The organism is Arthrobacter sp. 01T428 (assembly GCF_056398685.1).
Genome location: NZ_JBFTPW010000023.1, coordinates 47283 through 66016, shown reverse-complemented (window position 1 = coordinate 66016; position 18734 = coordinate 47283). Strand labels below are relative to the sequence as shown.

The window sequence follows — 18734 nt, the reverse complement described above, 5'->3', positions numbered from 1 at the left end:
GACCGCGGCAAGGGACGCGGCCAGACGCGGACGACGGGCATGACGGGACACTCCGAAATACCCGCGGGAGGCAATGCCCTGCCGGGTGTCGACGCATCCGATCGCTTCCATGGAAACACTCTGCCAGGAGGCTACGACATTTTTAGGCCTTCGCTCAGGATGCGCATTGCCTCATTTGAAAACTTACGCCTAGCGCCGCCATTCGAGAGTGTGGCGGCAGTTAGGGGTTATGCCCATTTTCATGGAGCTAACGACGGACCGGCAAAAAGCTCAGGACCTCTGCCCGCGAAACTTGACCGCGGTTACGGTTTGCTCCGCATAGTGTTCGCCGGATCCGTTGCGGCTTTCGCGCTGTCACCCAAAAGCGTCGCGGCGCCAGGCGTACTGCTTTCCCCCACAACCACGGCCAATACGCCGAGCCCGGCGTGGGCCGCGAGAACGGCCGGCAGTGCGCTGATCTGTGCAGGCGGGCAGTCGGGGCACCCCTCGCCGAGCCGGGCCGCGAGCCTCTCTGCCTCTGCCAGGTTTCCAAAGTGATGCACGGCGAGCCGCGATTGTCCTGGAGGCCGGGAATTGACATCGGCGGCAACGATTTCTTCCAGCCGGGCAACGGCCTTCGCAGCCGAGCGCACCTTCTCGAGCGGTACGATCTTGCCGTCGGCGACCGCAAGGATCGGCTTGATGGACAGCATTGTCCCGAGCCAAGACGCAGCAGTGCCGATACGACCCCCGCGCCTAAGCTGCTCAAGGCTCGGCACATAGAAGTAGACCTTGGTGCGGCCCAATCGCTCCTCGGCAAAGTGCCGGACTTCGGCTGCCGAACGGCCGTCCGCGGCGGCAACCAGCGCGCTTTGGACGCCCATGCCTTGAGCCATTCCTACGGTGCGGGAGTCAATGACTTCGACCGGAATGGAGACGCGTTGCGCAGCCAGCCTGGCGGCGTCCGCGGTGCCGGACAACCCAGCGGAGATGTGGATGGAGACGACGGCTTCGAAACCGCGGTCCCGTGCGGCGAGATAAGCCTGTTCGAACTGGCCGGGTGAAGGACGTGAAGTCTTTACGGACGATCCCGCGGCCAGGGCCAGCGCGAGCGTCTGGGTGATGTCGTCCTCCCCCTCGCCGTAGATCTCTTCGCCCACCATGACGGGCATCGGCACGACGGCGAGGCGGCCGTCCGCGACGAAAGCCTTGACCCACTCGGCCGGGAGAGCGGCAGCCGAGTCGGTGACGACGGCGATGCGCACGACGCGCGCCGGCTCTGCTCCGGCGCGTCCCGGCGTCGTGGACTGGCGCAGGCGGGCCAAACGTTCCTTGAGCCACAACCAAGCGGGTGGTTCGCGGTCCGTCAAGGGAGCCTCCTGGAGCTGGTGGCCGGCCGCCGGCAAGCGCCGGCGGCCGTTTCCCGACTAGGCCGGGACGATGTTCACCAGTTTAGGCGCGCGCACGATCACCGTGCGGATGCCGCGGCCATCGAGTGCACGCTGTACGTTTTCGCTTGCGAGAGCGAGCTCTCGCAGCTCATCCTCACTGATGTCCGGCGAGACGTCCAAACGGTCGCGGACCTTGCCCTGGACCTGCACGACGGCCGTCACGGTGTCCTGGACCAGAAGCGAAGGATCGTGGGAAGGCCAGCCGGCGTTCGCCACGGAGGCCGGGTGGCCCAACTGGTTCCACAGGTCCTCGGCCGTGTATGGCGCGAAGAGGCTCAGGATGACCGCCACGGCCTCGGCGGCTTCACGGACGGCGGGGTCTGCGCCACCGGCACCGGAGTCGATGGTCTTGCGGGTCGCGTTGACGAGCTCCATCAGCTTGGCGACCACGACGTTGAACTTGTTGTTGTCCAACAGCTCAGCGGCGTCGGCAATGGTCCTGTGGGTGACGGTGCGCAGCGTGCGGTCACCAGTGGAGACATCGACGCCGGGCTCGCTTGCGACATCCTGGCCAAGGCGCCAGGCGCGGGCGAGGAACTTCGCGGAGCCCGACGGCGAGACGTCCGCCCAGTCGACGTCGTCCTCCGGCGGCGACGCGAAGACCATGGTCAGGCGGACGGCGTCGACGCCGAACTTATCCAGTTGCTCGCCAAGGTCCACGCCGTTGCCGAGGGACTTGCTCATGGCCTTGCCGCCGTTGAGGACCTGCCCCTGGTTGAGCAAGGCGCTAAAGGGTTCGTCCGCGTCGAGCATGCCCATGTCGTGGATGACCTTGGTGAAGAATCGCGCGTACAGCAAGTGGAGGATGGCGTGCTCGACGCCGCCCACGTACTGGCCGACCGGCATCCAGTCGTTGATCTTGGCAGGATCGAACGGTCCCTCGGTGAAGTGCGGGGACACGAAGCGCAGGAAGTACCAGGAAGAGTCCACGAACGTGTCCATCGTGTCCGTGTCGCGCTGGGCGGCGCGTCCGCAGTTCGGGCACTCGACGTTGACCCATTCCAGCGCCGCGGCCAGGGGTGACGTGCCCCTCGGCGACAGCGCCTCGCCGCGCAGGTTTTCGGGCAGCGTGACAGGCAGCTGATCGTCCGGCACCGGCACTTCGCCGCATTCGGCGCAATGGATGATGGGGATCGGGGTACCCCAGAAACGCTGGCGGCTCAGGAGCCAGTCGCGCAGGCGGAAGTTGACGAACTTCTCCCCTGTACCCAACTTCTCCAGGATGTCGATGGCTGCGGGGATGGCATCGGCCTTGGACAAACCGTCCAGTTCGCCGGAGTTCATCAGGGTGCCCTCGCCGGCGGTCGCAATGCCGGTCTCCGCCGGATCTTCCCCGCTGGTGTTGAGGACCGGACGCACCGGCAGGTCAAACGCGCGGGCGAAGTCGAGGTCGCGCTGGTCGTGCGCAGGCACTGCCATGATGGCGCCCGTGCCGTAGTCGGCGAGCACGTAGTCGGCTGCCCACACGGGCAGTTTTTCGCCGTTGAGCGGGTTGATGGCGTAGCGGCCGGTGAACACGCCGGTCTTCTCGCGCTCAGTGGACTGGCGCTCGATGTCCGACAGGGCCTTGACCTTTTCGCGGTACGCCATGAGGGCATCGTGTTGTTCGGGCGTGACCAAGTCCAGCGCCAGGTGCGCGTCCGCGGCGACGACGAAGAACGTTGCCCCGTACAGGGTGTCCGGGCGCGTGGTGAAGACAGTGACTTCGCGTTCGGGGCGGCCGTCCGTGGCTTCGATCGCGAACCGGACGTGGGCACCCTCAGAGCGGCCAATCCAGTTGCGCTGCATTGCCAGCACCCGCTCGGGCCAGTGTCCCTGGAGCTCGGACATGTCGTCGAGCAAACGGTCGGCATAATCGGTGATCTTGAAGTACCACTGATTCAGGGACTTCTTCGTGACAGGGGTCCCGCAGCGTTCGCACGCGCCGTTGACTACCTGCTCGTTCGCCAGGACGGTCAGGTCCTTCGGGCACCAGTTAACCGGGGAATCCTTGCGGTAGGCCAGCCCGCGCTCGTAGAACCGCTTGAACAGCCACTGCGTCCAGCGGTAGTACTCCGGGTCCGAAGTGTGCAGCCGGCGGGACCAGTCGGCAGAGATCGCGTAACGCTTGAACGACGCGGCCTGCGTGTCGATGTTTGCGTACGTCCACTCGCTGGGGTGTGCGTTGCGCTTGATGGCGGCGTTCTCCGCGGGCAGGCCGAAGGAGTCCCAGCCGATGGGGTGCAGGACGTCGAAACCCTTCTGGCGGAGGTATCGCGCCACGACGTCGCCCATCGCGAAGGCCTCAGCGTGGCCCATGTGGAGGTCGCCTGAAGGGTACGGGAACATGTCCAGGACGTAGCGCCGCTCGCGGGAGCCGTCGTCGACAGGAGTGAAGACTTTGAGGTCTTCCCAGACCTGCGGCCACTTGGCCTCCATCGAGGCGAAGCTGTAGACACCCTCCTCGGGCGTCTCGCCTGCCACTGTTGACTGTGCTCCGGTTTCTGTCTCCGGCTGAACGCTCACTGCTGCCCTCTTCTGTTCTTCCATGACGGTTTTGCCTCCTGCTCCGGGCCCCGGAAGGTCCCGGACACACAAAAGCCCCTCGGCAAGGAGGGGCGGCCGCTCGGTTCGCGATGCTTTAGATCGACGTATACCGGGCGGCTAGCTAAGCAGAAGGATCGCACGCATAAAGCCACCTTACCGCACCAAGCCCTTGGCGTGGATTCAAGGGGCACTACGCGCAGGTGAGGGTTGAAGGAGGCCGCACTTCGCCCGGGTGTGGTGGGCACCGCGAAGCGGGCGGGGAAAGTGCGGCCTCCCTCAACCGAGGTGAGACCTACTTAACGTCCTCGTCCACCCAATCCATGGACTTGGTAACAGCCTTCTTCCACAGGCGCATCTGCCGCTCCTGCTCTTCGGCCGGAAGCTGCGGCTCCCAGCGCTTGTCCTCGCCCCAGTTGGAGCTGAGTTCGCCGAGGTCTTTCCAGAAGCCGACGGCGAGGCCCGCCGCGTAAGCGGCACCCAAGGCCGTGGTTTCCACGACCTTCGGACGGACCACAGGCACGCCCAGGATGTCGGCTTGGAATTGCATGAGCGCCTCATTGGCGACCATTCCGCCGTCGACCTTCAACTCAGTCAGCGGAACGCCCGAGTCCGCGTTGACGGCGTCGAGCACCTCGCGGGTCTGGAATGCGGTGGCCTCGAGTGCCGCGCGGGCGATGTGGCCCTTGTTGGCAAAACGGGTTAGGCCAACGATGGCACCGCGGGCGTCGGCGCGCCAGTACGGGGCGAACAGTCCGGAGAACGCGGGCACGATGTAGACACCGCCGTTGTCCTCGACGCCTGCCGCTAGCGTCTCCACTTCGGGAGCGGAGCTGATCAGGCCGAGGTTGTCGCGGAGCCACTGGATCAGTGATCCCGTGACGGCGATGGAGCCTTCCAATGCGTAGTGCGGTTTCGCGTCGCCCAGCTTGTAGCCCAGCGTGGTCAGCAGGCCGTTCTTCGAGTGGACGATCTCCTCGCCCGTGTTGAAGATCAGGAAGCAACCGGTGCCGTAGGTGTTCTTGGCTTCGCCCGCCTGGAACGCCGCCTGGCCGAAGGTTGCCGCCTGCTGGTCGCCCAGGATGCCTGCGACGGGCACTTCGCGCAGCAACTGCGAGGTGTGCACCGTGCCGTAGACCTCGGAGGAGGACTTGATGGCGGGCATCATTGACGCCGGCACGCCGAACGCGTCGAGGATGTCCGGGTCCCATTGCAAGGTGTCCAGGTCCATGAACAGGGTGCGCGAGGCGTTGGTGACGTCTGTGGCGTGTACGCCGCCGTCCACGCCGCCTGTCAGGTTCCACAGGACCCAGCAGTCGGTGTTGCCGAAGATGAGGTCCCCGGCTTCGGCCTTGGCCCGCGCTCCTTCAACGTTGTCCAGGATCCACTTGATCTTGGTTCCGGAGAAGTAGGTTGCCAGGGGAAGGCCGACCTTTTGCTTGAAGCGCTCTGGGCCGCCGTCCTGGGCCAGCTCGTCCACGATGGACTGCGTGCGGGTGTCCTGCCAGACGATCGCGTTGTAAATGGGCTCGCCCGTGTTCTTGTCCCACACGACGGCGGTTTCGCGCTGGTTGGTGATGCCGACGGCTGCGATGTCGTGCCGGGTCAGGTTGGCCTTCGACAACGCAGAGCCGACGACCTCCCTGACGTTGTCCCAAATCTCCACCGGGTTGTGCTCTACCCAACCGGCTTGGGGGAAGATCTGCTCGTGCTCCATTTGGCCGGTGGAGACAATGTTGCCTGAGTGATCGAACACGATGGCACGCGAGCTGGTGGTTCCCTGGTCAATGGCGATGACGTATTGCGACATTTTGACGTCCTTGTCTGCTTGCTTTGGTGTGGATGCGGTGTAGGTACTGAGCGGTTTGCTACTTGGCGACAGTGGCCATGATCGGTATGGAGTGGGCGACGAGTCCGGCGATGGTTCCACCCAGGAGCGGGCCGACAATCGGAACCCAGGAGTAGGCCCAGTCGCTGGAGCCCTTGCCCTTGATCGGCAGAAGTGCGTGGGCGATACGCGGACCGAGGTCACGGGCGGGGTTGATTGCATAGCCCGTCGGGCCGCCAAGGGACGCGCCGATGCCGACGACGAGCAATGCCACCGCGAGCGGCCCTAGGCCGGAGGGAGTGCCGCCGAAGGTCAGGATCACGAAGACCAGTACAAACGTGGCGATGATTTCGGTGACGAGGTTCCAGGGGTACGAGCGGATGGCCGGTCCCGTGGAGAATACGGCGAGTTTGCTGGCTGCCAAGGGCTCGGCGTCGAAGTGCTGCTTGTGCGCGAGCCAGGCGAAGACAGCGCCTAGGAAGGCGCCGAGCAGTTCTCCACCGAAGTAGGTGAACGTGGATGCCGCACTTACGGCCACACCGGGGGCGAACTCGGCCTTACCGTCAACCAGGAGACCAAGCGTGACCGCCGGATTCAGGTGCGCACCGGACATGGCCGCTACGTAAACGCCGGCAAATACTGCGATGCCCCAGCCAAAATTCACCATCAGGAACCCGCCGCTGTTGCCCTTTGTGCCCTTGAGCGCGACGTTTGCCACAACGCCGCAGCCAAGGAGGGTAAGCATTCCGGTTCCGAACACTTCGGAAAGGAAAACAATTCCGAGAGACATCTTTGACTCCTCATTTTCTTCTGTTGTCAGCCCTGCAGGTTTTGTGGGGGCCGTTGGGACGGCGTCTGTTAGCGCCGTCCCGATTGCGGTCCCCCCCTTCCGGAGCGGAAGACCGCAACCCTTGTGTCCAGGCTTCTTGGCCGGAACAATCAAGCTGATGTGACGTACATTACGTTCATGCGACGAGGCTGTGAACAGTCACGCCATGAAAACGTAGAAGCACCTCCTGGGCATGCTGGATTTCCGCTTGACGCTTCGCCGAATCCCAGCCAAGCTGCGTGGCGAGGACTTCGGCGATTTCGTTCAGGAGCTCTCCGGTCACGAGTCCCCGGAAGGCCAGCGAGGTGCGGCGGATGAGGACATCCACGAGGTGCCCGATTTGTTCGTTGGCGGCCATGAACTCGAGTTCCCGGACGCTGAGCTCGTTCGTGGAGCGGAGCTTCCGGTCTTCGCCTGCCCCGAGGTAGGCGATGACGTCCTCGGCGCGCGTGCCGTAGCGGGTCAACAGGCCGCTGACCCGGTCGGCGTCGAGCCCGGGAGCCATGTGCTTCTTGACCCAGTCCTGGATTCCGTCTTCGCTGTCCGGGAAATCCAAGCCGCCTCCGATGGCGAGTTTCGCCGTCGAGACCTTCCGCTCCAAGCCCAGCTCGCGGAGGACGTCGTTGCTCAGGTGTTCGGCGAGGGCCCGGAAAGTGGTCCACTTGCCGCCGATCAATGAGAGTACGACGGCGGCCTTGCCGCCTTGGGCGGCCGCGGCACCGGAGGCTTCCCGTCCGCTTCGCTCGATGCGGTAGTCGCGGGATACGAAGCCCGGCTGCGTGTCATCGTGGCGGGGAAGCGGCCGAACGCCGGCGAAGCTGTAGACGATGTGGCTGCGCTCAACCTTGATGGAGGGGAAGACGTGGCCGACCAGGTCGAAGAAGTAGTCGATCTCGGCTTCGGTGCACACGGCATCCTGCGCCATGTCCGCCTCGACGTCGGTGGTGCCCACCAGGACGCGGTCACCCATGGGGTAGATCAGGACGATCCGCCCGTCGGTGTGTTCGAAGAAGATCTCACGGCCGCCGCACGCTGCGAGCAATTCCGGGTGGTCCAGGACGATATGGGATCCCTTGGTTCCGCCCATGAAGCGGCTCGCGGCACCCATCGCCGCGTTGGTGAGGTCAACCCAGGCGCCGGTGGTGTTGACGATCACGTCGGCCTGGAAGCTGAATTCCTCGCCAGTGAGCTCATCGCGCAGCAAAACAGCGCCGGCTGAGTCGTCCGCGGAGGCCATCGAAACAAGGGAGACGTAGTTGCTGGCCCGGGCGCTGCCGCCCGGCAAGCCGCTTCCGATGCCCGCCTTTTCGCCGTCCTGCAGCACATCGAGCGTCAGGCGCTCCGGGTTGTGCACGGACGCGTCGAAGTAGGTGGCTGCGTATTTGATGCCGGGGTGCAACCGGGGCAACTCAGCCAGGGCCTTCTCCTTGCCACGGAACTGATGGCGGGGGACGCTGCCGCCGTCGCGGGAGAAGAAGTCGTACATGCTCAAGCCGAGCTTGATGAGGAAGGCGCCGCGCTCCTTCGGCTTGCCTTGCTTGTGCGTGAGGAAGCGGGTGGGGGCGGAAAGTATTCCGGAGAAGGTGCTGAAGATCGGGATGGTCGTCTGCAGGGGCTTGACGTAGTGCGGAGCGATCTTCAAAAGTCGGTTGCGCTCGACCACGGATTCCTGGACGAGGCGGAATTCCCCGTTCTCGAGGTAGCGGATGCCGCCGTGGATCATGTGGGATGACGCTCCGCTGGCGCCCTGGCAGTAATCGCCGCGTTCCACGAGGGCGACGTCCACGCCTTGGAGTGCCAAATCGCGGAAGGTTCCGACGCCGTTGATGCCGCCCCCGATGATCAGCACCTGGGCCTGCGGCCGTTCGCGGAGTGCCGAAACCGAAGCCCGACGTGGTGATTCTGCTGAGGAACCGGAATTGCTGGTGTATCCCAAAACTGCTCCCTTGGGCTTTGGTGTATGCGCTGCATCACTTGACGTCGCACCTTGCACAACTATTCTTCGAAGGAATGGAAAATGAAATCAAGCTAGTTGCACAAACGTGCAGAACGGAATTGAGATGCCACGATCACGACATTCAGAGGCCCTCCGGGCGGCACAGATGTACTACCTCCAGGACCTCACCATGGACGCCATTGCCCGCGAGCTTCGGACCTCGCGGTCAACCGTTTCCCGCTTGCTGTCTTCGGCCCGCGAGTCGGGACTGGTCCAGATCCAGATCCGCAGTCCCCTGGATTCCGCCCCTGAACTGGAGCGCATGATCCGCAACCACTACGGGGTCGATGTGCACGTGGTGCCCGTCCTGGACACCTTGAACGAGGCGGAAACCCTTGACCGGGTGGCGACGCAGGCGGCAAAGACCATTGGTCCCCTGGTGGATTCCAACGCCATCATCGGCGTGGCCTGGGGTGCCACCATCAGTGCCGTCAGCAGGCACCTGACACGCAAGATCACGCACGGCAGCACCATCGTGCAGCTCAACGGCGCCGGCAACATGCAGACCACCGGCATTACTTATGCCAGCGACATCATGCGCCGTTTCGGCATCGCCTTTGGTGCGCGGGTAGAACAGTTCCCGGTGCCCGCCTTCTTCGACCATGCCTCCACGAAGACCGCCATGTGGAATGAGCGCAGCGTCCAACGCGTGCTCGATCTGCAAGCCAGGATGAGCATCGCCATCTTCGGTGTCGGCTCGGTGCATTCGGACTACCCCAGCCACGTCTACGCAGGTGGGTACCTCGATGAAACGGACTTGAACTTGTTGGCCAGCTCGGACGTCGTGGGCGACGTTGCCACCGTCTTTTTCCGCGCCGACGGCTCTTCCGACGGCATCACCCTCAACGAGCGGTCAACCGGCCCAAGCCACGAGCAACTACGGCAGGTGCGTCGCCGGATCTGCGTCGTCTCTGGTGCATCCAAGATCAACGGGCTTCGCGGAGCACTCGAAGCGAAACTGGCAACAGATCTGATCCTGGACGAGGCCACGGCGAAGCGCCTGGTCAGTTTCGGCAGCCCTTCCTGAATAATTGAAGGACCCTGAAACATTCCCGGCATCGAGGTAGGTAGAGTCTTGGCTATGAAACCCTCGCCTAGGCTCAGTCTCAACAATGGTGTCTTGATTGACCAGTTGGGGTTCGGGCTCTACAAGGTGCCGCCGGCGGATGCCACTTCTTTGGTCGCCACTGCGCTGGGCGCCGGCTACAGGCATTTCGATACAGCGTCCATGTACGGCAACGAGACCGGGGTCGGACGCGGCATCGGCAGTGCGGTCATACCCCCGCCCGGCATCGACAGCAACACGGGAGGCTCCGGGGAAGGAACTCACGGCCTCTCCCGCGAAGACGTCTTTGTCACCACCAAGCTCTGGAACGACGACCAGGGGTACGACTCCACGCTGCGCGCCTTCGATACCTCCATGGCCAATCTCGGCCTCGACTACGTCGACCTGTACCTGATCCATTGGCCTTGCGCTGGGCGTGGATTGTTCCAGGAGAGCTACCGGGCAATGGAAACCCTGTACCGTGAGGGCCGGGTGCGCGCGATCGGCGTCTCCAACTTCCAGCCGGCCCACCTCGAAGCGCTCATGCAAAAAGCCGAAGTGGTTCCTGCGGTGAACCAGATTGAGCTGCACCCGTGGTTGCAGCAGACCAGGCTCCGGACCCTCCACGAGCAGTTGCGCATCCGCACGGAGGCGTGGAGCCCGTTGGGGCGTGGCCAGGTCCTCCAGGATCCGGCAGTCAGTGCTCTCGCGGATAAATATGGAAAGACACCTGCCCAAATCATCATCCGCTGGCACCTCCAGCTCGGAAATATCGTGATTCCCAAAGCCAGTACCGCGGCACGCATCCAGGAGAACTTCGACGTCTTCGGCTTCGAGCTTGATGCCGACGACATGGATGGCTTGGCCGCCCTCGAACGCCACCACCGCACCGGGTCACACCCGGACAACGTCAACTAGGACCTGCCGAATGGAACAAGTGGACACCAACCACTCCCCCGAACCCGCACCAGCCTCCCTACGGGAGTTCTTCAGCAAGGCCTTGGCCTCTAGGACGAGTGCCTCGGACATCGACCTCGACGGCAGCAACGTCGCCTATTGGTGCTACGAACCGGTCACGGTGACCCCGGCGACGCGCACCATACTGGTCATTCACGGTTTCCGCGGCGACCACCACGGCCTGCTCCGCGTAGTGGACCACCTGCCGGAAATGCGCGTCATCATGCCCGACCTTCCCGGCTTTGGCAGCTCGGAGCCTTTCGCCGGAGACACCCACACCGTGGAACGCTACGGGAAGTTCATCACCGGTTTCATGGCGGCCTTGGGCCTCGGAGCGGACACAGTTCTCTTGGGGCACTCCTTCGGATCCATCGTCGCCAGCCACTTCGCCGCCGCGAACCCGGGCGCCATCCGCCCGCTGATCCTGGTCAATCCCATCGCCGCCCCCGCGCTTGAGGGCCCCAAAGGCCTCATGACCAAGCTCGCGGTCCTGTACTACCAGGTCTCCGCCAAGCTCCCGCGCCGGCTTGGACTCGCCGTCTTGCGCAGCCGCCTCATTGTCCGCGTCATGAGCGCCGCGATGGCCAAGACCCGGGACAAGGAACTCCGGGCCTTTGTCCATGGCCAGCACGATGCGTACTTCTCCGCGTTCGCCGACCGCGCTAGCCTGCTGGAGTCTTTCCGGGCTTCGGTGTCCAGCCATGTGGCCGAGGTCGCCGGGCAATTGGACCTTCCTGTGTTGTTGGTGGCCGGCGAGAAAGACGAGATCGCGCTGCTCAAGGACCAGCACAAGCTACTGGAGATGCTCCCGGACGGCGCGCTGGAAGTGATTCCCGACGTCGGGCATTTGATCCATTACGAGACACCGGCGCCGGCCGCCGCCGCCATCCGCAGTTTCCTGGAGGAACACCCCGCGTGAAAATCGTCATAGATGCCCGCTTCACCCGCACGGACCATCATGACGGGATCAGCCGCTACGGATCGAGCCTCATCGCGGCGACGTCCAAGATCGCGGATGTCACCATGCTCATCAGTGACAAGCGCCAATTGGCGCTCCTCCCGGACGTCCCCTACGTTCACATCAGCAGCCCGCTGTCCCCCCGCGAACTGTTCGTGGCGCGTGAAGTCAACAAGCTCGGCGCCGACGTCGTGGTCTGCCCCATGCAGACCATGGGAACCTGGGGCCGCAAGTACGGGCTGGTCCTGACCCTGCACGACCTCATCTACTATGAGCACCCTGCCCCTCCGGGCTTCCTGCCCGCACCCGTGCGGCTGCTCTGGCGGCTCTACCACAAGGCCTACTGGCCGCAGCGATTGCTTCTCAACCGGGCCGACATTGTGGCGACCATCAGCCACACCACCGAGTCGCTCATGGCGAAGTTCAATCTCACGCGCCGCCCGGTCCGGATCGTGGGCAACGCGCCACAGCCGGGCCAGAAGCCGCGCGATCCCGCAGCCGGCGCCGAGAAATCCCTGCTCTACATGGGCTCTTTCATGCCCTACAAAAACGTGGAGACCATGATCCAGGGAATGGCCGATTTGCCAGGATTCACGCTGCATCTGCTCAGCAGGATCACCCCCCAGCGCCGTGCGGAGCTGGAGCCCCTGGTCCCGCCTGGCGCCCAGGTCGAGTTCCACAACGGCGTCACGGATGCCGAATACGATTCCCTCCTGCTCCGGGCCACCGCCCTCGTCAGCCTGTCCAAGGCAGAAGGTTACGGGCTGCCCCTGGTCGAGGCGATGGCACTTGGCACTCCCGTGATCGCCAGCGACACCCCCATCTTCCGTGAGGTCGGCGGGGACGCCGTGAGCTACGTACACCCCGAATCGCCCGGCGAGTTCGCCGCAGCGGTCAAGGCCCTTGAAGACGGCGAATTGTGGCAGGCACGGTCGCGCCGCTCCGTGGAACGCGCGGCTGATTTCAATTGGGACGAGTCTGCGCGCCAACTGCTGGCGGTGGCCGAAGAGATCGTTGCGATGCGGAGCCGCAAACGGCGCTGAGGACGCTAGAGGACGTCGACGCCGTCGAGCCGCAGTTGCACCGGTCCTGAGGTGCGCTTCGCCGCACTGGCGGCTTTGACGGCCCTCATGGAACGGGTGGCAACGGCTGCTTGGGCATACGGAATGAAGATCAGCGTCCGGACGTCCGGATCGTCGTCCCTCCCTGAAGCGCGCTGCGCCGATAGTGCAAGGGAGACCGGCGCTGGGCCCGCAGTGCGGAGCTGGATGGTGTCGGCCAGGCTTTCGGTGAAATGCACGACGTCGGCCCGCTTGCCCGTCACTGAGGCGATCCGCACGGCGGGCGGTAACTGGAGTTCCTGCCGCAGTGCCAGTTCTCGGGAGGCATATCCAGCGGGGTCCCAGCGCAGCAGGGCACCCGTCGCGGCGGTGTCGTCTGCGGTGACAACGACGAGCCCGCCTTCGTTCGCGGGCCGCACGAGGGCCGCGGCATTGAACCATCGCCGAACGGTGTCCTCCCCGGCACGCAGGTTTTCCCTGCGCAGGAGCGAATTGCCATCCAGGAGCAGCGCCGCTGCGTAGCCGCCGGCTGCGATCGGCTCAGCCCCCACGGTCGCCACCACCAGGGCGCGGGCATCGGACACTGTGGCTTTGACTTGGTCTCCCGACGATGTCACCACAGCCTTGCCTGGAAAAGCCCTGCCCAGTTCTTCCGCTGTCCGCAGCACACCGGCTGCGCCTCTGCGAAGGCGGCCTGCGCCGCAATGCCGGCAGCGCCATTCCGGGGCCGGCGTGGAGCACCAGCGGCACTGCGGCAGGGCCGATTGTCCGGCGATTGCGAGGGGTCCCTGGCAGTTGTTGCACCTGGCGGTTTCGCGGCACTCCTCGCAGACAAGGGAGGGGGCGTAGCCGGCCCGGGCCACCTGCACCAGGACGGGGCCGCGTTCCAGTCCCTCTTTGGCGGCCCGCCAGGCGGCGCCGGGCAATCGTGCGATCTTCGCCAAGGGGTCGTGCTCCTGCTCGAAGCTGTCAGCCGTATTGAGCACCCGGGGCGTCCTGGCGCGGACCACTTGCCGGGGAGCTTCCACCGGCACGGCCCACCCGCCCTCAACGAGCCGTTGAAGCTCGGTGCTGCGGCTATGCGCAGCCATGAGGCACGCCGCTGATTCCTGTTCGGAACGCAAGAGCAGGATTTCCCTGGTGTGGGCGTAGGGAGCGCGCTGGTCAATGTGGAGGTCGTCGCCGTCGTCCCAGCACACCACGAGGCCAAGGTCCTGCACCGGAGCGTACGCGGCGGAGCGGGTGCCGACAGCCACCTGTGCCGCGCCGCTGAGGAGCCGGAGGTAGCTCCGGTACCGCGGCGTCTGGCCGTCGTCGGCCGTCAGCCGCGCGACGTCTCCTGGTGGCAGGACAGCGCGCAGTGCCGCCTCCATGCGGTCGAGATCACGATAGTCGGGAACGACGACGACGGCGCCCCGCCCTGAGGAGCGGACTGCCGCCACCGCGGATGCCACGAGCTCGGGCCAGCCTGCGGTTCCAAAACCCTGCGTTGCCGTCAAGACCGCGCGGGGTGAGCCACCCCCGGCCAGGTGTTGCAAGTATGGCGCTCCGTTGGTGTAGGAAGCCCACGCCGCGTGCGCCTGCGAGGCCGAGCCCTGGGGCGCCTCGGTGTGTTCGGCAGGGGTGGCCGGCTCGTCCGAAAGGGAATCGCCGGACAGGAGCAGCTTCTCCAGCCGCGCGACGCGGGGCGGAATGGCGGTCCGGAGGACATCGCTGAGCGTTCCGGCGTAGCGGGCCGCGACACTCGTGGCAAGGTCCAGCAACGCCGGAGTCAGCACCGGGACGGCTGAAACCACCTTAAGAAGGGGAGTCAGGGCATGCCCGGCTTCCGACGATTCCATGCGCTCCAGGACGTAGCCGCTGAGTTCCTGGCCGCTGAAGCGGACTTTGACCCGGACGCCTGCCAGGGCCGTCTTCTCCAACTCGGCCGGGACACTGTAGTCAAAGGGCCTGTCGAGATGCGGCAAGGATGATTCGATCAAGATCCGCGCCACCGGGTTGCTCGCCGCGAGCGGCGGCCCGCCGACGTCGTTCGCGCGCGAGGGGAAGCCTTGGAGCAAGGACGGCTGATGGGCCGGCGAAGACGACACCATGGCAAACGGAAGCAGCGAACCATCGCTCATGCTTGTCACCTCCCTGGAGTGCCGGATGCCTTCGTCCAATCCAAGCAGGCCCCACCGACAATTCCGGATTCCGGCCGGCACCGACTGTCACGGGCAAGCCGATTCAGGCGTTGAAGAATTCCTTCAATTCGTCCACGCGGTCCAATCGTTCCCACGTGAAATCCGGCTCGTCGCGGCCGAAGTGGCCATGCGCCGCCGTCTTGGCGTAGATGGGGCGCTTGAGGTCGAGGGCGTCAATGATGGCGCGCGGACGGAGGTCGAAGATCTCCGCAATCGCTTCGCTGATCTTGGCCGGGTCGACAGTCTCGGTACCAAAGGTTTCCACGTAGGTACCCACCGGACGTGCCTGGCCGATCGCGTAGGCGATCTGGATTTCGGCCCGCTTGGCCAAGCCTGCTGCCACAACGTTCTTTGCTACCCAGCGCATCGCGTAGGCCGCCGAGCGGTCCACCTTCGACGGATCCTTGCCGGAGAAGGCACCGCCACCGTGGCGGGCCATGCCGCCGTACGTATCAACGATGATCTTGCGGCCTGTCAGCCCGGCATCGCCGACGGGACCGCCGATGACGAAGGCGCCGGCGGGATTCAGGATATTCGCGACGTGGGAGATATCCAGGTTGGCCGCAGCCAGGACGGGGTCGATCACGTGCGAGGCGAGATCGGCGCGCAAGAGATCGAGGTGGGTTCCCTCTGCGTGCTGGCTGGAGATAACCACCGTTTCAACGGAAACCGGACGGTCACGGTCGTAGCCGACCGTCACCTGGGTCTTGCCGTCGGGGCGCAAGTAGGCCAGTTCGCCGCTCTTGCGGACTTCGGTAAGGCGCTCCGAAAGGCGGTGTGCGAGCCAAATGGGCGTCGGCATGTAGGACGGGGTCTCATCGCTCGCGTAGCCGAACATGATGCCCTGGTCACCGGCGCCCTGAAGGTCGTAGTCGTCCTCCTGGCGGCCTTCGCGGGCTTCGAGCGAATTGAAGACGCCACCGGCGATGTCGTTGGACTGCTGTCCGATGGAGACAGACACCCCGCAACGGGCGCCGTCAAAGCCATTGGCCGACGAGTCGTACCCTATTCCGAGGATGGTCTCGCGGACGATCTGCGGGATTTCAACATACGCGTCCGTCGTGACTTCACCGGCTACATGCACCAAGCCCGTGGTGGCCATGGTTTCAACAGCCACGCGCGACTCAGGGTCTGCCGCCAGGAGCGCATCAAGGATGGCGTCGCTGATCTGGTCGCAGATTTTGTCCGGGTGCCCTTCCGTAACCGACTCCGAGGTGAAGAGCCGGAGCTTGGACGGGGTGGAGTGGGATTCATGGTGCAGCGGTAAAGTCACTCGACTACCTTACTCGGTTGGGGGCGGCCGGCTTCCGCCGTATGTCCCTATGCTAAGGATGGACCAGCCAGGAAATGAGCCTCGCCCGGCGCCTACGTCGCCGGGCGTACTCGGCTTAGTTCAGTGCTGATCCGGTCAATGACAGCGGCCGCGACGTCGGATTTGGAACCCGCCGCCGACTGCGGCGCCGCGCCATGGCCGGAGAGAATGATCACAGAGTTCTGGTCCTGGCCGAACACTCGCCCGACGCCGACCTGGTTGACCACCAAAAGGTCACAGCCTTTGCGTTTGAGCTTGGCGGTGGCGTGTTCCAGGACGTCGCCGTCTTCGTCCCCGGTTTCGGCCGCAAACCCGATGATCAACTGCGTGGATGCCGCGGCGTCGCGTCGCACTACCAGTTCATGCAGGATGTCCGGGTTCTGCACGAGGCGTACCACGGGGGCGTCGTTGCCGTTGACCTTCTTGATTTTCGTGTCTGAAACCTCGGCAGGACGGAAATCCGCGACAGCCGCGGCCATGATCACGACGTCGGAGCCGACGGCGGCTTCCAGCGCGGCGTCACGGAGCTCCAGTGCGGATTCAACCTGGACCAGTTCGACGCCGGCAGGTGCCTGGACGTCCATGTGGGCAGCGAGGAACCTCACACGCGCTCCTGCGTCAAGGGCCCCGGCGGCCAGCGCAACACCCTGCTTGCCGGAAGACCTGTTCCCAAGGAAACGGACCGGATCCAGGGCTTCCCGGGTGCCGCCTGCGGAAATCGTGATGGTGCGCCCTGCCAGGGGTTTGGGTCCAGCAAGCGGGGTTGAGGGCGAGGAGGCGTCGACCAAAGCCATGGCCGCCGCGAAGATCGCTTCCGGCTCGGGCAGCCTGCCCGGCCCGGAATCCGCTCCTGTCAGACGGCCCACCGCGGGTTCCAGGACGGTGATGCCCCTGCTGCGCAGTGTTTCCACATTCGCCTGGGTGGCTTGGTTGTGCCACATTTCGGTGTGCATCGCCGGAGCGAAAAGCACCGGACCATGCGCCATGAGCAGTGTGTTGGTGAGCAGATCCCCCGCTTGGCCGGTTGCCGCCTTGGCCAGCAGGTCGGCAGTTGCCGGGGCGACCACAATGAGATCCGCTTCATGGCCGAGGCGGACGTGGTTGACCTTCTCGACGTCGTCAAAGACGCTGTTGCTCACCGGATTGCCCGAGAGGGCCTCCCACGTAGCCACGCCGACAAAGCGGATGGCGGCCTCCGTGGGAATGACCGTGACGTTGTGTCCGGCTTCAGTAAAAAGCCGGAGGAGCGATGCAACCTTGTAGGCTGCGATCCCTCCCCCGACTCCGAGGACTATGCGCACGTGACCTCCGTCAACAGGCAGTCTGTTTACTCTGCGGGCTCGATGGGCGTGGAAACCAGCAGGCCTTCGTTGATCTCGCGCAGGGCGATGGAAAGCGACTTCTCGTTCAGCTTGGTGTCGACCAGCGGGCCAACGTACTCGAAGAGGCCCTCGTGCAGCTGGGCGTAGTACGCGTTGATCTGGCGCGCGCGCTTGGCGCCGAAAATCACCAGGCCGTACTTTGAATCGGCAGCAGCAAGCAGCTCGTCGATCGGCGGGTTGATGATGCCTTCAAGGTTCGTGGACACGAATTCTCCAAATTCTAACGGGCTGACAAGTGCTAGCGCTTAGCGCTGGTGCGGGGTAAGCCCCATGAGTGAAACAAGCTCGTCCGCTGCCCGGCGTACGTCGTCATTGATGACGGTGTGGTCAAACTCCGGTTCAGCGGCAAGTTCCAGTTTAGCGGTTTCCAGCCGTCGCTGCTGTTCCTCCGGGGTTTCGGTGCCGCGGCCCACCAAGCGGCGGACCATTTCGTCCCAGCTGGGCGGAGCGAGGAACACGAAGTTGGCGTCCGGAACTGCCGCCTTGACCTGGCGGGCGCCCTGCAGATCGATCTCCAACAGCACGGACTTGCCTTCGGCGATGGCAGCGTCCACGGTGCTGCGGAGCGTGCCGTAGCGGTTCTTTCCGTGGACGACGGCCCACTCAAGCAACTGGCCGTCCGCAACGAGTGCGTCGAATTCTTCGGCGGACTTGAAGTAGTAGTGGACACCGTCCTTCTCCCCCGGCCGCGGTGCGCGGGTGGTGGCTGAAACCGACAGCCAGACCTCGGGGTAATTGTCCCGGATGTATGTAGATACTGTTCCCTTGCCAACGGCAGTGGGGCCTGCGAGGACGGTCAGTCCCGGATTCTTGCTCACATCGTCCTTCGTGGAGATTCTATATATGCTGCGTATCTTCTAAACGCTGCATTTGTTGAACGCTGCATTCGTTTAAACTCTGTATTTGTCTTCCATAAAATCTATCAGCGACCGGGATTGGTGAATTCCCAGGCCCCTGAGCCTGCGTGAAGGAGCGATCCCGATCTCCGCCATGATGGCCGCTGCCCGTACGGGGCCAATGCCCGGTACGGCCTCGATCAGCTCGGAAACGCGCATTCGGGCGATGGCCTCGTCAGTCTGCGCCGACTTGATCAGACCGGCAATGCTGAGTTCGCCCGTCCTAAGCTGTTCCTTCGCGAGTGCGCGTCTTGCCCGGGCTCTCGCTGCCTTTTCCAAGGCATCGGAACGTTCCTCTGGCGACAGAGCCTTTAAGGTCACTGACACATCCCCC

The 18734-nt window shown here is 64.4% G+C and carries 15 protein-coding genes; 4 read left to right on the top strand and 11 right to left on the bottom strand.

What is annotated here, in order from left to right:
* Positions 1–302: 302 nt before the first annotated feature.
* The 5 genes from AC1DJB_RS19995 to AC1DJB_RS19975 all read right to left on the bottom strand — a co-directional run bounded on the left by AC1DJB_RS19995 (position 303) and on the right by AC1DJB_RS19975 (position 8546).
* Positions 303–1349 (bottom strand): DegV family protein, encoded by a 1047-nt coding sequence (locus AC1DJB_RS19995; RefSeq protein WP_332602185.1) that lies wholly within the window; start codon positions 1347–1349, stop codon positions 303–305.
* Between the two features lie 57 nt (positions 1350–1406).
* Positions 1407–3935: a leucine--tRNA ligase gene (gene leuS / locus AC1DJB_RS19990; RefSeq protein ID WP_441433576.1), complete on the bottom strand. Its 2529-nt coding sequence runs from the start codon at positions 3933–3935 to the stop codon at positions 1407–1409.
* A 313-nt stretch (positions 3936–4248) separates the two neighbouring features.
* Entirely contained in the window at positions 4249–5763 is a 1515-nt protein-coding gene (gene glpK, locus AC1DJB_RS19985) for a glycerol kinase GlpK (protein WP_441433572.1), read from the bottom strand.
* Positions 5764–5821: 58 nt separating this feature from the next.
* Positions 5822–6571: an MIP/aquaporin family protein gene (locus AC1DJB_RS19980; RefSeq protein WP_284989287.1), complete on the bottom strand. Its 750-nt coding sequence runs from the start codon at positions 6569–6571 to the stop codon at positions 5822–5824.
* A 175-nt stretch (positions 6572–6746) separates the two neighbouring features.
* Positions 6747–8546, bottom strand: a complete 1800-nt coding sequence (locus tag AC1DJB_RS19975; RefSeq protein ID WP_441433571.1) for a glycerol-3-phosphate dehydrogenase/oxidase — start codon at positions 8544–8546, stop codon at positions 6747–6749.
* A gap of 124 nt (positions 8547–8670) precedes the next feature.
* Here AC1DJB_RS19975 and AC1DJB_RS19970 point away from each other — a divergent pair, with 124 nt between their 5' ends.
* From AC1DJB_RS19970 to AC1DJB_RS19955, 4 genes are read left to right on the top strand one after another with little or no spacing between them, the layout of a single operon-like run.
* A complete protein-coding gene (locus AC1DJB_RS19970; protein WP_059389187.1) occupies positions 8671–9633 on the top strand; it encodes a sugar-binding transcriptional regulator in 963 nt (320 codons plus the stop codon).
* Between the two features lie 54 nt (positions 9634–9687).
* Positions 9688–10569: an aldo/keto reductase gene (locus AC1DJB_RS19965; protein WP_284989285.1), complete on the top strand. Its 882-nt coding sequence runs from the start codon at positions 9688–9690 to the stop codon at positions 10567–10569.
* A gap of 10 nt (positions 10570–10579) precedes the next feature.
* Positions 10580–11527 carry an alpha/beta fold hydrolase gene (locus AC1DJB_RS19960; RefSeq protein WP_441433570.1) on the top strand — a complete coding sequence of 316 codons (948 nt, stop codon included), beginning with the start codon at positions 10580–10582 and terminating at the stop codon, positions 11525–11527.
* Positions 11524–12609: a glycosyltransferase family 4 protein gene (locus AC1DJB_RS19955; RefSeq protein WP_284989283.1), complete on the top strand. Its 1086-nt coding sequence runs from the start codon at positions 11524–11526 to the stop codon at positions 12607–12609. Before AC1DJB_RS19960 ends, AC1DJB_RS19955 begins: the two co-directional genes overlap by 4 nt.
* 5 nt (positions 12610–12614) lie before the next feature.
* Here AC1DJB_RS19955 and AC1DJB_RS19950 read toward each other — a convergent pair whose 3' ends face one another.
* The 6 genes from AC1DJB_RS19950 to mihF form a co-directional block, all read right to left on the bottom strand.
* Complete coding sequence (locus tag AC1DJB_RS19950) at positions 12615–14720, bottom strand: primosomal protein N' (protein WP_441433575.1); 2106 nt, start codon at positions 14718–14720, stop codon at positions 12615–12617.
* A gap of 133 nt (positions 14721–14853) precedes the next feature.
* A complete protein-coding gene (gene metK / locus AC1DJB_RS19945; protein ID WP_476910755.1) occupies positions 14854–16083 on the bottom strand; it encodes a methionine adenosyltransferase in 1230 nt (409 codons plus the stop codon).
* A gap of 92 nt (positions 16084–16175) precedes the next feature.
* Positions 16176–17423: a bifunctional phosphopantothenoylcysteine decarboxylase/phosphopantothenate--cysteine ligase CoaBC gene (coaBC, locus tag AC1DJB_RS19940; protein ID WP_476910754.1), complete on the bottom strand. Its 1248-nt coding sequence runs from the start codon at positions 17421–17423 to the stop codon at positions 16176–16178.
* A gap of 26 nt (positions 17424–17449) precedes the next feature.
* Positions 17450–17710 (bottom strand): DNA-directed RNA polymerase subunit omega, encoded by a 261-nt coding sequence (rpoZ, locus tag AC1DJB_RS19935; protein WP_028267125.1) that lies wholly within the window; start codon positions 17708–17710, stop codon positions 17450–17452.
* Between the two features lie 39 nt (positions 17711–17749).
* Complete coding sequence (gene gmk, locus AC1DJB_RS19930) at positions 17750–18322, bottom strand: guanylate kinase (protein ID WP_441433568.1); 573 nt, start codon at positions 18320–18322, stop codon at positions 17750–17752.
* A 72-nt stretch (positions 18323–18394) separates the two neighbouring features.
* The gene (mihF, locus tag AC1DJB_RS19925) at positions 18395–18721 is read right to left on the bottom strand and encodes an integration host factor, actinobacterial type (RefSeq protein WP_084784535.1); all 327 of its coding nucleotides are present in this window, start codon (positions 18719–18721) and stop codon (positions 18395–18397) included.
* Between the last annotated feature and the right edge of the window lie 13 nt (positions 18722–18734).

What these genes read in the sequence shown, in the direction of transcription:
- AC1DJB_RS19980 (WP_284989287.1), bottom strand. Translation starts at nt 6,571, where the DNA reads ATGTCTCTCGGAATTGTTTTCCTTTCCGAAGTGTTCGGAACCGGAATG.
- AC1DJB_RS19970 (WP_059389187.1), top strand. Translation starts at nt 8,671, where the DNA reads ATGCCACGATCACGACATTCAGAGGCCCTCCGGGCGGCACAGATGTAC.
- AC1DJB_RS19960 (WP_441433570.1), top strand. Translation starts at nt 10,580, where the DNA reads ATGGAACAAGTGGACACCAACCACTCCCCCGAACCCGCACCAGCCTCC.
- AC1DJB_RS19965 (WP_284989285.1), top strand. Translation starts at nt 9,688, where the DNA reads ATGAAACCCTCGCCTAGGCTCAGTCTCAACAATGGTGTCTTGATTGAC.
- glpK (WP_441433572.1), bottom strand. Translation starts at nt 5,763, where the DNA reads ATGTCGCAATACGTCATCGCCATTGACCAGGGAACCACCAGCTCGCGT.
- AC1DJB_RS19950 (WP_441433575.1), bottom strand. Translation starts at nt 14,720, where the DNA reads ATGGTGTCGTCTTCGCCGGCCCATCAGCCGTCCTTGCTCCAAGGCTTC.